Origin of the sequence: Pseudomonas deceptionensis, from assembly GCF_900106095.1 — a bacterium.
Classification (GTDB): domain Bacteria; phylum Pseudomonadota; class Gammaproteobacteria; order Pseudomonadales; family Pseudomonadaceae; genus Aquipseudomonas; species Aquipseudomonas deceptionensis.
In genome coordinates this window covers 5,016,664-5,029,784 of record NZ_FNUD01000002.1, presented here as the reverse complement: position 1 = coordinate 5,029,784, position 13,121 = coordinate 5,016,664, and the positions used below count along the sequence as shown (strand labels likewise).

Annotated in this window: 12 protein-coding genes; 8 read left to right on the top strand and 4 right to left on the bottom strand. The window is 59.6% G+C overall.

Going from position 1 to position 13,121, the window contains the following annotated elements; genetic code table 11:
- The first annotated feature begins 134 nt into the window (after positions 1 to 134).
- From hisG to hisC, 3 genes are all read left to right on the top strand, one after another.
- Positions 135 to 770, top strand: coding sequence for an ATP phosphoribosyltransferase (gene hisG, locus BLW11_RS23255; RefSeq protein ID WP_048360068.1), 636 nt, complete (start codon positions 135 to 137; stop codon positions 768 to 770).
- 162 nt (positions 771 to 932) lie between these two features.
- A complete protein-coding gene (gene hisD, locus BLW11_RS23250) occupies positions 933 to 2,261 on the top strand; it encodes a histidinol dehydrogenase (RefSeq protein WP_048360195.1) in 1,329 nt (442 codons plus the stop codon).
- A 2-nt stretch (positions 2,262 to 2,263) separates the two neighbouring features.
- The gene (hisC, locus tag BLW11_RS23245) at positions 2,264 to 3,316 is read left to right on the top strand and encodes a histidinol-phosphate transaminase (protein WP_048360067.1); all 1,053 of its coding nucleotides are present in this window, start codon (positions 2,264 to 2,266) and stop codon (positions 3,314 to 3,316) included.
- Between the two features lie 46 nt (positions 3,317 to 3,362).
- Here the strand turns inward: hisC and algW are convergent, their stop codons facing one another.
- Complete coding sequence (gene algW, locus BLW11_RS23240) at positions 3,363 to 4,520, bottom strand: Do family serine endopeptidase AlgW (protein WP_048360066.1); 1,158 nt, start codon at positions 4,518 to 4,520, stop codon at positions 3,363 to 3,365.
- 100 nt (positions 4,521 to 4,620) lie between these two features.
- Here algW and BLW11_RS23235 point away from each other — a divergent pair, with 100 nt between their 5' ends.
- From BLW11_RS23235 to cysN, 3 genes are all read left to right on the top strand, one after another.
- On the top strand, positions 4,621 to 5,379 hold the full coding sequence (locus BLW11_RS23235) for a Nif3-like dinuclear metal center hexameric protein (protein WP_048360065.1): 759 nt from the start codon (positions 4,621 to 4,623) through the stop codon (positions 5,377 to 5,379).
- 222 nt (positions 5,380 to 5,601) lie between these two features.
- Positions 5,602 to 6,519 (top strand): sulfate adenylyltransferase subunit CysD, encoded by a 918-nt coding sequence (cysD, locus tag BLW11_RS23230; protein ID WP_048360064.1) that lies wholly within the window; start codon positions 5,602 to 5,604, stop codon positions 6,517 to 6,519.
- Positions 6,520 to 6,528: 9 nt separating this feature from the next.
- On the top strand, positions 6,529 to 8,427 hold the full coding sequence (cysN, locus tag BLW11_RS23225) for a sulfate adenylyltransferase subunit CysN (protein WP_048360063.1): 1,899 nt from the start codon (positions 6,529 to 6,531) through the stop codon (positions 8,425 to 8,427).
- A gap of 175 nt (positions 8,428 to 8,602) precedes the next feature.
- On the opposite strand, the gene BLW11_RS23220 is transcribed toward cysN, so the two are convergent.
- Genes BLW11_RS23220 through BLW11_RS23210 form a run of 3 tightly spaced genes read right to left on the bottom strand, consistent with a single transcriptional unit; the run spans position 8,603 to position 12,006 of the window.
- On the bottom strand, positions 8,603 to 9,508 hold the full coding sequence (locus tag BLW11_RS23220) for an acyltransferase (protein WP_048360062.1): 906 nt from the start codon (positions 9,506 to 9,508) through the stop codon (positions 8,603 to 8,605).
- On the bottom strand, positions 9,509 to 11,608 hold the full coding sequence (gene pta / locus BLW11_RS23215) for a phosphate acetyltransferase (RefSeq protein ID WP_048360061.1): 2,100 nt from the start codon (positions 11,606 to 11,608) through the stop codon (positions 9,509 to 9,511).
- A gap of 59 nt (positions 11,609 to 11,667) precedes the next feature.
- Positions 11,668 to 12,006: a DUF3565 domain-containing protein gene (locus BLW11_RS23210; protein WP_074836961.1), complete on the bottom strand. Its 339-nt coding sequence runs from the start codon at positions 12,004 to 12,006 to the stop codon at positions 11,668 to 11,670.
- On the opposite strand from BLW11_RS23210, the gene BLW11_RS23205 reads away from it, so the two are divergent.
- Both BLW11_RS23205 and BLW11_RS23200 read left to right on the top strand, forming a co-directional pair.
- Positions 11,975 to 12,460 (top strand): FKBP-type peptidyl-prolyl cis-trans isomerase, encoded by a 486-nt coding sequence (locus BLW11_RS23205; RefSeq protein ID WP_048360060.1) that lies wholly within the window; start codon positions 11,975 to 11,977, stop codon positions 12,458 to 12,460. The two genes, BLW11_RS23210 and BLW11_RS23205, sit on opposite strands and share 32 nt — an antisense overlap.
- Before the next feature lie 134 nt (positions 12,461 to 12,594).
- Complete coding sequence (locus BLW11_RS23200) at positions 12,595 to 13,089, top strand: glutathione peroxidase (protein WP_048360059.1); 495 nt, start codon at positions 12,595 to 12,597, stop codon at positions 13,087 to 13,089.
- Positions 13,090 to 13,121 lie beyond the last annotated feature (32 nt).

Here is a 13,121-nt window from a genome sequence, read left to right as displayed (position 1 = left end):
GGTGACGTAACGGCTTGCAAGCGTTACCTTACCTGGCCTCGAATCGTTCAAGTCGAGCCTGATATCAGGCTCGATGCTTGCCCGGCGCCGATTGCGTCCGGGCAAAAGTACCCTGATAAGGACTTACGTTTCCCATGTTGACCATTGCACTGTCCAAGGGCCGTATCCTTGACGATACTCTGCCGCTTCTCGCTGAAGCGGGCATTGTGCCGACCGAGAATCCGGACAAAAGCCGCAAGCTGATTATTCCGACTTCCCAGCCCGATGTACGCCTGCTGATCGTACGCGCCACCGACGTGCCGACGTATGTTGAGCATGGTGCGGCAGATCTCGGTGTGGCTGGCAAAGACGTGCTGATGGAATACGGTGGCCAGGGCCTTTACGAGCCGCTGGACCTTCGCATTGCCCAGTGCAAGCTGATGACTGCCGGCGCTATCGGTGCCGTTGAGCCCAAAGGCCGCCTGCGCGTTGCGACCAAGTTCGTCAATGTCGCCAAGCGTTACTACGCCGAGCAAGGCCGTCAGGTCGATATCATCAAGCTGTATGGCTCGATGGAACTGGCTCCGCTGATCGGCTTGGCCGACAAGATCATCGACGTGGTCGATACCGGCAACACCTTGCGTGCCAATGGCCTGGAACCCCAGGATTTCATTGCCGCCATCAGCTCCCGTCTGGTGGTTAACAAGGCTTCGATGAAAATGCAGCACGCCCGCATTCAAGCCCTGATCGATACCCTGCGCAAGGCAGTGGAATCGCGACACCGCGGCTGACTCACCTGCGCGGCCGGGGTCTTCCCCCTAAAGCCGCGCCCATCTATCCGTGCAATAGCCAGAAATCTCAGGTACCCGCGCGGATGGCTTGGTAGTCTTGAGGTGCCTGAGATCTGCAACATCAAAAATTCCAAGCATTCGCCCATTACCGAGGCCCTCGCTATGACCGCTCCCACTGCAATTCGCCGACTCAACGCTGCTGACCCGGACTTCGCGCAGCATCTGGATCATCTGCTGAGCTGGGAAAGTGTGTCTGATGACTCGGTCAACCAGCGTGTGCTCGACATCATCAAAGCCGTGCGTGAGCGTGGCGATGCGGCACTGGTTGAGTTCACCCAGCGTTTTGACGGGCTGAGCGTCAACTCGATGGCTGACCTGATCCTGCCCCGCGAGCGCCTGGAGCTGGCCCTGACCCGCATCACCGCGCCGCAGCGTGAAGCGCTGGAAAAAGCCGCGCAGCGTGTACGCAGCTACCACGAAAAACAGAAGCAGGATTCCTGGAGCTACACCGAAGCCGACGGCACAGTATTGGGCCAGAAAGTCACGCCGCTGGACCGTGCCGGTTTGTACGTGCCGGGAGGCAAGGCCTCGTACCCGTCATCGGTGTTGATGAACGCCATTCCGGCCAAGGTGGCAGGCGTCACCGAAGTGGTGATGGTCGTTCCGACCCCGCGCGGTGAAATCAACGAGCTGGTATTGGCCGCAGCCTGTATCGCAGGTGTAGACCGTGTGTTCACCATTGGCGGGGCGCAAGCCGTCGCAGCGTTGGCTTACGGCACCGAAAGCGTGCCGAAAGTGGACAAGGTGGTTGGCCCGGGCAACATCTATGTCGCGACGGCCAAGCGCCATGTGTTTGGCCAGGTCGGTATCGACATGATTGCCGGCCCTTCGGAAATCCTCGTGGTGTGCGATGGCCTGACCGATCCGGACTGGATCGCCATGGACCTGTTCTCCCAGGCCGAACACGACGAAGACGCACAGGCGATTCTGGTCAGCCCTGACGCCGAGTTCCTCGACAAGGTCGCGGCCAGCATCGCCAAGCTGCTGCCGACCATGGAACGCGCCGAAATTATCGAAACCTCGATCAATGGTCGTGGCGCGTTGATTCTGGTGGAAGACATGCAGCAGGCGATCGATGTCGCCAACCGCATCGCCCCCGAGCACCTGGAGTTGTCGGTGGCCGACCCGCAAGCCTGGTTGCCGCAGATCCGTCACGCCGGTGCGATCTTTATGGGCCGTCATACGTCCGAAGCCCTGGGTGATTACTGCGCGGGTCCAAACCACGTATTGCCGACTTCCGGCACGGCGCGCTTTTCCTCGCCGCTGGGGGTGTATGACTTCCAGAAGCGCTCTTCGATCATCTTCTGTTCCGAGCAGGGCGCGTCCGACCTGGGCAAGACCGCCTCGATTCTCGCTCGCGGTGAATCGCTGACCGGCCACGCCCGCAGTGCTGAATACCGGATCATCGCCGACACCGAGCAGGGGCAATAAGCATGAGCAAATTCTGGAGTCCGTTCGTTAAAGAACTGGTGCCTTACGTGCCGGGTGAGCAGCCGAAACTGACCAGGCTGGTCAAACTCAATACCAACGAAAACCCCTATGGGCCTTCGCCGAAAGCGCTGGCGGCAATGCAGGGCGAGATCAACGACAACCTGCGTTTGTACCCTGATCCGAACAGCGATTTGCTCAAGCAGGCGGTGGCCGAGTATTACGGCGTGCAAACCGGTCAGGTGTTTTTGGGCAACGGTTCGGACGAAGTCCTGGCCCATGTGTTTAACGGTCTGTTTCAGCACGACAAGCCGCTGCTGTTCCCGGATATCAGCTACAGCTTCTATCCGGTTTATTGCGGCTTGTATGGCATCGAATTTGACGCCGTGCCGCTGGATGAGCAGTTCCAGATTCAACCTGCGGATTACACCAGGCCCAATGGCGGGATCATCTTCCCCAATCCCAACGCTCCGACGGGCTGCCTGCTGGCGCTGGACGCCATCGAGCAGATGCTCAAGGCCAACCCCGATTCAGTTGTCGTTGTGGATGAGGCCTATATCGACTTTGGCGGTGAGACAGCCATCAGCCTGGTGGACCGTTACCCGAACCTGCTGGTGACTCAGACCCTGTCCAAATCACGCTCGCTGGCCGGGTTGCGGGTTGGCCTGGCGGTGGGGCACCCGGACCTGATCGAAGCCCTGGAGCGGATCAAGAACAGCTTCAACTCCTACCCGCTCGACCGTGTGGCGATAGCGGGTGCGGCAGCAGCGTTTGCAGACCGTGAGTACTTCGAGCAGACCTGCAAGCAGGTGATCGACAGCCGCGAGCAGGTTGTGGGCCAATTGAAGGCGCTGGGCTTTGAGGTGCTGCCGTCGGCGGCGAACTTTATCTTTGCCCGTCACCCTGAGCATGATGCGGCGGCGCTGGCAGCCAAGTTGCGTGAGCAGGGCGTGATCGTGCGTCACTTCAAGCAACTGCGCATTGCCCAGTTCTTGCGCATCAGCATCGGCACGCCGGAGCAAAATGCGGCGCTGATTGAAGGGCTGTCAGAGCTGTAACCGCACCTTCACCCTCTCCCAAGGGAGAGGGTGAAGGTAGCCCTGTTTATTGATTCTTCTGCGGTGGCTGCTCTGGCGGCGGGCGCAGGCCCACTTCAGCGGTGAGCTTGTGCTCCTGGCCGTTGCGCATGACCTGAATCGTGATCTTGTCCGACGGTTTGATCCGCGCCACCTGATTCATCGAGCGACGACCATCGTTGGCGGGCTCGCCATCAATGCTCAAAATAACGTCCCCCACCTGCAGACCGGCTTTTTGCGCCGGGCCATCACGGAAAATCCCCGCGACCACAATCCCCGGGCGGCCACTGAGCCCAAACGACTCGGCCAGTTCCTGGGTCAGCGGTTGCACTTCAATCCCCAGCCAGCCGCGAATCACCTGACCGTGCTCGATGATCGACTTCATGACCTCCATGGCCAGATTGATCGGGATCGCAAAACCGATCCCCTGCGAACCACCGGACTCGGAGAAAATCGCGGTGTTGATCCCGGTCAGGTTGCCATTGGCATCCACCAGCGCACCGCCCGAGTTGCCCGGGTTGATCGCGGCGTCGGTCTGGATGAAGTCTTCGTAGTTGTTCAAACCCAACTGGTTGCGCCCCGTGGCGCTGATGATGCCCATGGTGGTGGTTTGGCCCACACCAAACGGGTTGCCAATCGCCAGAGCGATATCGCCGATGCGCAGGGTGTCCGAGCGGCCGATGGTGATCGCCGGCAAGTTCTTCAAGTCGATCTTCAGCACCGCCAGGTCAGTCTCGGGGTCGCTGCCAATGATACGGGCATGTGTTTCGCGGCCGTCCTTGAGCGCCACCACGATCTGGTCGGCACCGGCGACCACGTGGTTGTTGGTCAGCAAGTAGCCTTCGGGACTCATCAGAACCGCCGAGCCGAGGCTCGACTCCATACGTTTTTGCTTGGGCTCGTTGTTGCCGAAAAAGTGCCGGAACTGCGGGTCTTCAAACAACGGCTTGGCGTTTTTGTTCACCACCTTGGTGGTGTACAGGTTGGCCACGGCTGGCGCTGCACGGGTTACGGCATCGGCGTAGGTCACCGGCCCTTGCTGCATGTAGCTGGTTTGTGGCGCTTGTTGCAGATTAACGTCCAGGCTCGGCAGCCCAACCCATTGCGGGTAACGCTGAATAATCAGCAAAGCGATAAGCACGCCAGCCAGCAATGGCCAGCCAAAGAAACGCAAAGCCTTAAACATTGAACTCGATCCTGAAGGTTGCAGAGCCATCTTGACGGCCCATAATGGCGCCATTATACGAGGGCCGTCGGCCTCTGAACGCTATATTTAGGAGTCTTTTATGGCTGTTGCCCTGAGCACGCTGGTAGAAGAAGCAAATCGTTATCTCAACTGTGGCTCCATTGGCGATTATTGCCCCAACGGTTTGCAGGTCGAAGGCCGGCCCCAGGTGATGCGCATCGTCAGTGGTGTGACCGCCAGCCAGGCTTTGCTGGATGCGGCGGTCGAGGCGCAGGCCGATCTGGTGCTGGTGCACCATGGTTATTTCTGGAAGGGCGAAGACCCCTGCGTGACCGGTATGAAGCAGCGTCGCCTCAAGACCTTGCTCAAGCACGACATCAGCCTCTTGGCGTATCACTTGCCGCTGGACCTGCACCCCGAGGTGGGCAACAACGTGCAGTTGGCGCGGCAGCTGGACATCACCGTCGAAGGGCCGCTGGACCCGGGCAATCCGAAAGTGGTGGGGCTGGTGGGCTCCCTGGCCGAACCTGTCACGGCCCGCGACTTTGCGCGCCGCGTTCAAGAGGCGCTGGGGCGTGAGCCGTTGCTGATCGAAGGCAGCGAGATGATTCGCCGCGTGGGCTGGTGCACCGGCGGCGGGCAGGGCTATATCGATCAGGCGGTGCTGGCGGGGGTTGACCTGTACCTGAGCGGCGAAGCTTCGGAGCAGACTTTCCACAGTGCCCGGGAAAACGACATCAGCTTTATTGCCGCCGGGCACCACGCCACCGAGCGCTATGGCGTGCAAGCCCTGGGCGATTACCTGGCCCGTCGCTTTGCCCTTGAACACCTGTTTATCGATTGCCCGAACCCGATCTGAATCCAAAACGCGTGGGAGCGAGCCTGTTCGCGAAGAGGCCATTAGCTGCATCGCTTTCGCGAGCAGGCTCGTTCCCACAGGCAATTACAGGCCAAACTCCGCGATCTATTCTTAGACCGTTTCGATCTAGTTGGGGCCATCTATAGAAGAGGGCGCTGTGCTAGCATTCGAGCCTCGAACACGGCCCGCAGGCCGTTCATAAGATAGCTTTCGTGAGTAGCCATGGTCGACAAACTGACGCACCTGAAACAGCTGGAGGCGGAAAGCATCCACATCATCCGCGAGGTGGCCGCCGAGTTCGATAACCCGGTGATGCTGTACTCGATCGGTAAAGATTCCGCCGTGATGCTGCACCTTGCACGCAAGGCGTTTTTCCCGGGCAAGCTGCCGTTTCCGGTGATGCATGTCGACACCCAGTGGAAATTCCAGGAGATGTACAGCTTTCGCGACAAGATGGTCGCCGAGCTGGGCCTGGACTTGATCACTCACGTCAACCCGGACGGCGTGGCGCAAGGGATCAACCCCTTCACCCACGGCAGCGCCAAGCACACCGATATCATGAAAACCGAGGGCCTGAAGCAGGCTCTGGACCAGTACGGCTTCGACGCCGCCTTCGGTGGCGCGCGCCGCGATGAAGAGAAATCCCGTGCCAAAGAGCGCGTGTACTCCTTCCGCGACAGCAAGCACCGCTGGGACCCGAAAAACCAGCGCCCCGAGTTGTGGAATGTCTACAACGGCAACGTCAACAAGGGCGAATCGATCCGCGTATTCCCGCTGTCGAACTGGACCGAACTCGATATCTGGCAGTACATCTACCTCGAAGGTATCCCGATTGTGCCGCTGTACTTTGCGGCCGAACGCGACGTAATCGAGAAGAACGGCACGCTGATCATGATCGACGACGAACGTATCCTTGAGCACCTGTCTGATGAAGACAAGGCGCGCATCGTCAAGAAAAAGGTCCGCTTCCGTACCCTGGGTTGCTACCCGCTGACCGGCGCGGTGGAGTCAGAGGCTGAAACCCTGACCGACATCATCCAGGAAATGCTCCTGACGCGAACTTCCGAGCGCCAGGGCCGAGTCATCGATCATGATGGCGCAGGCTCAATGGAAGATAAAAAACGTCAAGGTTATTTCTAAGGGGTTGTCATGTCGCACCAATCTGATTTGATCAGCGAGGACATCCTCGCCTACCTGGGCCAGCACGAGCGCAAAGAGATGTTGCGCTTCCTGACCTGCGGCAACGTCGACGACGGCAAAAGCACCCTGATCGGGCGCCTGCTGCACGACTCCAAGATGATCTACGAAGACCATCTGGAAGCCATTACCCGCGATTCGAAAAAGAGCGGCACCACGGGCGATGACATCGACCTGGCGTTGCTGGTGGACGGTCTGCAAGCCGAGCGCGAGCAGGGCATCACCATTGACGTGGCGTACCGTTACTTCTCGACCGCCAAGCGCAAATTCATCATTGCCGATACCCCGGGCCATGAGCAGTACACCCGCAACATGGCCACCGGTGCGTCCACCTGTGACCTGGCGATCATTCTGGTGGATGCCCGCTACGGCGTGCAGACCCAGACCCGTCGCCACAGCTTTATCGCCTCGTTGCTGGGCATCAAGCATATCGTTGTGGCCATCAACAAGATGGACCTCAAGGGGTTTGACGAAGGTGTGTTCGAGTCGATCAAGGCCGACTACCTGCAGTTTGCCGAAGGCCTGAAACTCAAGCCTACCAGCCTGCACTTTGTGCCGATGTCTGCCCTTAAAGGCGACAACGTGGTGAACAAGTCCGAGCGCTCTCCGTGGTACACCGGCCAGTCGCTGATGGAAATTCTCGAAACCGTGGAAGTGGCGGCAGACCGCAACCTCACCGATCTGCGCTTCCCGGTGCAGTACGTGAACCGTCCCAACCTGAACTTCCGTGGTTTTGCCGGTACGCTGGCCAGCGGCATCGTGCGCAAGGGTGACGAGATCGTGGTGCTGCCGTCGGGCAAGAGCAGCCGCGTCAAATCCATCGTGACCTTTGAAGGTGAGCTGGAACACGCAGGCCCGGGCCAAGCGGTCACGCTGACCATGGAAGACGAGATCGACATCTCCCGTGGCGACCTGTTGGTGCATGCCGACAACCAGCCGCTGGTGACTGACAACTTCGAAGCCATGCTGGTGTGGATGGCGGAAGAGCCGATGCTGCCGGGCAAGAAGTACGACATCAAGCGTGCGACCAGCTATGTGCCGGGCTCGATTGCCAGCATCGTCAACAAAGTCGATGTGAACACTCTGGAAGAAGGCCCGGCCAGTGCCTTGCAGCTGAACGAAATCGGCAAGGTCAAGATCAGCCTCGATGCACCGATTGCGCTGGATGGCTATGACAGCAACCGCACCACCGGTTCGTTCATCATCATTGACCGCCTGACCAATGGCACCGTCGGTGCCGGGATGATCGTTGCGCAGCCGTTGAGTCATGGCAGCGCAACCCATCATGGCAAACTGGCGCACGTGGCTGTTGAAGAGCGTGCCCAGCGTTTTGGTCAGCAACCGGCCACCGTGTTGTTCAGCGGCCTGTCGGGCGCTGGCAAAAGCACCTTGGCTTATGCAGTTGAGCGCAAGTTGTTCGACATGGGCCGTGCGGTTTTCGTACTGGATGGCCAGAACCTGCGCCATGACCTGAACAAAGGTCTGCCGCAGGATCGTGCCGGGCGTACTGAAAACTGGCGTCGTGCCGCCCACGTGGCGCGTCAGTTCAACGAAGCCGGCCTGCTGACATTGGCCGCGTTCGTGGCGCCGGATGCCGAAGGCCGTGAACAGGCCAAGGCGCTGATTGGCAGCGATCGTCTGGTCACCGTGTATGTCCAGGCATCCCCGGCCGTGTGCGCCGAGCGTGACCCGCAAGGGCTGTATGCGGCGGGGGGTGACAACATTCCGGGTGAGTCTTTCCCGTATGACGTGCCGCTGGATGCCGACCTTGTGGTCGACACCCAATCGCTGTCGCTGGAAGACAGCGTCAAGTTGGTGCTGGACCTGTTGCGTCAACGCGGCGCTATCTAAGCCGCACTAAAAAGCCCGCCACCGAGAGATCGGTGGCGGGCTTTTTATTGGGTGGACATTTTACCCTCACCCCAGCCCTCTCCCAGAGGGAGAGGGGGCTGATTGGTGGTGTTGCGCAGATATGCTTTGCCTTTAGTCCCCTCTCCCTCCGGGAGAGGGTTAGGGTGAGGGGCTTTTAGCTCTGCGAATATTCCCGATGCAGCTCGCCCAACAACCGGTCCTTGTCTTCCCAAAGCTGGTTGATCCAGCTCTGGAATGCCAGCCGGTACTCCGGGTCCTGGTCGTAGTTCTTGCCCAGAAATTCAGCCGGAATTTGCAGCTCTTCAAACACCACCACCACGTCTTTCACATTGCCGCACAGCAAGTCCCAATACCCCGGGCGCCCGCCGGGATAGTGGATTGTCACGTTGACGATCGATTGCAGCTGCTCGCCCATGGCATCCAGCACAAAGGCGATGCCTCCGGCCTTGGGCTTGAGCAGATAGCGGAACGGAGAGTTCTGCAGCGCGTGCTTGGCTTCGGTAAAGCGCGTGCCTTCGACGAAGTTGAAAATCCCCACCGACTGGTTCTTGAACTTGGCGCAGGTTTTACGGGTAGTCGCCAGGTCTGCGCCTTTCTTCTCCGGATGCTTGGCCAGGTAGGCCTTGGAGTAACGTTTCATGAACGGGAACCCCAGCGCCCACCACGCCAGGCCAATCACCGGTACCCAGATCAGCTCCTGTTTGAGGAAGAATTTCAACGGGCGAATACGTTTGTTGAGCACGTATTGCAGCACCATGATGTCGACCCAGCTCTGGTGGTTGCTGGTGACCAGGTACGAGTGCTCATAGTCCAGCCCCTCAAGGCCCTTGATATGCCAGCGGGTCTTGCGCAGCAAATCCATCCAGCGATTGTTGTTGCCGACCCAGGCTTCGTGGATACGGCGCATCAACTCGTCGGTTACCCGTTGCGCCGCCGGGAACGGCAGGCAGAGCTTGAAAATCGCGACAATAAATAGCGGCGTGCAACACACGATGGTGTTGATCGCCAGCAGCAGTGAAGCAATGACGCCGCGTATCGGCGCAGGCAGAAAATCCAGCATTTACACATCCATAGGTCGGTTGGCGGCTTGAATCGCCGTGAGGGCGATGGTGTAGACGATGTCGTCCACTTGCGCGCCGCGTGGCAGGTCGTTCACCGGTTTGCGCAGCCCTTGCAGCATCGGCCCGAGGCTGACGCAATCGGCACTGCGCTGTACGGCCTTGTGCGTCGTGTTGCCGGTGTTCAGGTCGGGGAACACAAACACCGTAGCCCGGCCAGCGACCTGGCTGTTGGGCGCCAGTTGTCTGGCTACGGCTTCGTTGGCCGCCGCATCGTATTGCAAAGGGCCGTCGATCAGCAGTGCATGCTGGGCTTCATGGGCCAGCAAGGTGGCCTCGCGGACTTTTTCGACCTCTTCACCGCTGGCCGAATCGCCGCTGGAGTAGCTGATCATCGCCACCCGCGGGGTGATGCCGAACGCGGCGGCAGAGTCGGCGCTTTGCAGGGCAATTTCAGCCAGTTCGGTGGCTGTGGGGTGCGGGTTCATCACGCAGTCGCCGTACACCAGCACCTGCTCGGGGAACAACATGAAAAACACCGACGACACCAAGGTGCAGCCCGGGGCCGTCTTGATCAGTTGCAGGGCAGGGCGGATGGTGTTGGCCGTGGAGTGGATCACGCCGGAAACCAGCCCGTCGACCTCGTCCAGTGCCAGCATCATGGTACCGATCACCACCGGGTCTTCCAACTGCTGCTCGGCCATCGGGGCATTGATGCTTTTGGTTTTGCGCAGGGCCACCATTGGCTCGACATAGCGGGCGCGGATCAGGTCCGGGTCGAGAATCTCCAGGCCTTCGGGCAAGTCGAAGCCGTGTGCCTTGGCCACCGCCTGAACTTCTTCGGGCTTGGCCAGCAAGACGCAACGTGCGATGCCGCGAGCATGGCAAATAGCGGCGGCCTGTACGGTCAGCGGTTCGCTGCCTTCTGGCAACACGATGCGTTTGTTGGCTTGCTGGGCGCGCTGGATCAGCTGGTAGCGGAACACCGCTGGGGTCAGGCGCATTTCCCGTGGCGTGCCACACCGTTGATGCAGCCAGTGGGCGTCGAGGTGGCTGGCAACAAAGTCGGTGATGATTTCCGCACGTTCGCGGTCATCAATCGGGATTTCCTTGTTCAGGCTATTGAGGCGGTTGGCGGTGTCGTATGAGCCGGTGCTCACCGACAGTACCGGCAACCCCGCCTGCAACGCACCCCGGCAAAGCTCCATCAGGCGCGGGTCGGGCTGGGTGTCGCTGGTGAGCAGCAGGCCGGCCAGCGGCACGCCGTTCATGGCCGCCAGGCTGACAGCCAGGATAATGTCGTCGCGATCGCCCGGGGTCACCACCAGTACGCCCGGTTTTAGCAGTTGCAGGGTGTTGAGCACGGTGCGTGCGCACAGGATGATTTTCGACATGCGCCGGGTTTCATAATCCCCGGCATTGAGCACCTGCGCGCCCAGCAGCTCGGCCACATCGCGGGTGCGCGGGGCGTTGAGTTCGGGTTGATAGGGAATGCAGCCCAGCAGCTTGAAATCACCACTGCGCAGCAGCGGCGAGTGTTCCTTGAGGCGTGCCGAAAAGGCCTCCATGGTCTCGTCGGTACGCACCTTGTTGAGGATGACGCCGAGCACTTTCGGGTCTTTGGGGCCACCAAACAATTGGGCCTGCAACTCGACCCGGCCAGAGAGCTCGGTCAGCACTTCGTTTTCCGGGGCCGAAACCAGGATCACTTCGGCGTCCAGGCTCTTGGCCAGATGCAAGTTGACCCGCGCCGCGTAGCTGGCAGTCCGGGTGGGCACCATGCCTTCGACGATCAGCACGTCTTTGCCGATGGCTGCCTGCTGATAGAGGCTGATGATTTCTTCGAGCAATTCATCCAGCTGGCCGTCGCCGAGCATGCGCTCGACATGCGCCAGACCCAGCGGGGTAGGCGGCTTGAGGCCGTGGGTGCGGGCCATCAGCTCGGTGGAACGCTCGGGGCCAAGATCGCCCGGATGGGGCTGGGCAATGGGCTTGAAAAAGCCGACTTTCAAACCGGCGCGCTCCAGTGTGCGAACCAGGCCGAGGCTGATGGATGTCAGGCCCACACCAAAGTCAGTGGGGGCGATAAAGAAAGTTTGCATGCGAGCTTCCTGACGTGGCAGTGCAAGGGCAACACCCTTTAAGCGGGCTTTTGCCTGAATCAATTGCCAAGATTAGCGCTATCCGCGTTTTGAGCACACCAGCCACAGTCAAAGGGCTGGCCTATTTTTGCCTGGCGTTGCTCAGGGTCAAGCACCCAGGGTCTTGATTGCCAGGGCGGTTGGTGACGCTGGTGCTGGGTATGGCCGCAGGAAAGCACGACAACCCAGTGTTGCTCTTCATCCTGACGCCAGCCAATGATCGTTGAAGTTTTCAAAATTATCCGTTGGTCTTGGTTGTGTTCGCTTTCAGGCGATTGCTTGGTTAAACTTGCGCACTCATTATTTTTTTGCAAAAGGTCTCGCCCCATGACGATCGCCGCCAATAAGGCTGTCTCCATCGACTATACCCTGACCAATGACGCTGGTGAGGTCATCGACAGTTCTGCCGGCGGCGCGCCGCTGGTCTACCTGCAAGGCGCAGGTAACATCATTCCGGGTCTGGAAAAGGCTCTGGTTGGCAAGGCTGTTGGTGATGAACTGGAAGTCAGCGTTGAGCCTGAAGACGCTTACGGCGAGTACTCCGCCGAGCTGGTAAGCACGTTGAGCGCCAACATGTTCGAAGGCGTTGACCAACTGGAAGTTGGCATGCAGTTCCACGCTTCGGCGCCGGACGGCCAAATGCAAATCGTGACCATCCGTGATCTGGACGGCGACGACGTGACTGTAGACGGTAACCACCCATTGGCTGGTCAGCGTCTGAACTTCAAGGTAAAGGTTGTTGCTATCCGTGACGCGAGCGAAGAAGAAATCGCTCACGGCCACGTCCACGGTGAAGGCGGTCATCAGCACTGACAAGTGCTGCTAAGCTCACGTGTGAACTAGCTTAAAAAAGGCGCCTACGGGCGCCTTTTTGCATCATTGATGATTATGGCAATCGGCATATTGAGCGATTGTCTGAACATAGACCGCGAATTTTGGAGTCCGTCATGAGTGCTTTTCACGACCTGATCTTAGACACACTGAGCGGCCAGCCACTGCCCTTGGGCACTTTCAAGGGCAACGTGGTGCTGGTGGTCAACGTCGCCTCCAAATGTGGTTTGACGCCGCAATATGCGGCGCTGGAAAACCTCTATCAGCAGTACAAGGGCCAGGGCTTCAGCGTATTGGGTGTGCCCTGCAACCAGTTCGCTGGGCAAGAGCCGGGTACCGAGCAAGAGATTCAAGCGTTTTGCAGCCTCAACTACGGCGTCAGCTTCCCGCTGAGCAGCAAGCTGGACGTCAACGGGCCTGACCGTCATCAGCTTTATCGTTTGCTGGCAGGCGAAGGGGCGGAGTTTGAAGGGGATATCACCTGGAACTTCGAGAAATTCCTGGTCGGTCAGGACGGCCGGGTGCTGGCGCGCTTCTCACCGCGCACCGCACCCGACGATGCAACGGTAATCCTGGCGATTGAAAAGTCCCTGGGGGCTGTTGACGTTTAGTTGTGACACGCGCCCCGAAGGGCCGATAGCCA

Bases quoted from the DNA above. Each gene is read 5' to 3' on its own strand.
- cysN (WP_048360063.1), top strand. From the start codon at position 6,529: ATGTCGCACCAATCTGATTTGATCAGCGAGGACATCCTCGCCTACCTG.
- cysD (WP_048360064.1), top strand. From the start codon at position 5,602: ATGGTCGACAAACTGACGCACCTGAAACAGCTGGAGGCGGAAAGCATC.
- pta (WP_048360061.1), bottom strand. From the start codon at position 11,608: ATGCAAACTTTCTTTATCGCCCCCACTGACTTTGGTGTGGGCCTGACA.
- BLW11_RS23235 (WP_048360065.1), top strand. From the start codon at position 4,621: ATGGCTGTTGCCCTGAGCACGCTGGTAGAAGAAGCAAATCGTTATCTC.
- BLW11_RS23210 (WP_074836961.1), bottom strand. From the start codon at position 12,006: ATGGAGACAGCCTTATTGGCGGCGATCGTCATGGGGCGAGACCTTTTG.
- BLW11_RS23200 (WP_048360059.1), top strand. From the start codon at position 12,595: ATGAGTGCTTTTCACGACCTGATCTTAGACACACTGAGCGGCCAGCCA.
- hisG (WP_048360068.1), top strand. From the start codon at position 135: ATGTTGACCATTGCACTGTCCAAGGGCCGTATCCTTGACGATACTCTG.
- BLW11_RS23205 (WP_048360060.1), top strand. From the start codon at position 11,975: ATGACGATCGCCGCCAATAAGGCTGTCTCCATCGACTATACCCTGACC.
- algW (WP_048360066.1), bottom strand. From the start codon at position 4,520: ATGTTTAAGGCTTTGCGTTTCTTTGGCTGGCCATTGCTGGCTGGCGTG.
- hisC (WP_048360067.1), top strand. From the start codon at position 2,264: ATGAGCAAATTCTGGAGTCCGTTCGTTAAAGAACTGGTGCCTTACGTG.
- hisD (WP_048360195.1), top strand. From the start codon at position 933: ATGACCGCTCCCACTGCAATTCGCCGACTCAACGCTGCTGACCCGGAC.
- BLW11_RS23220 (WP_048360062.1), bottom strand. From the start codon at position 9,508: ATGCTGGATTTTCTGCCTGCGCCGATACGCGGCGTCATTGCTTCACTG.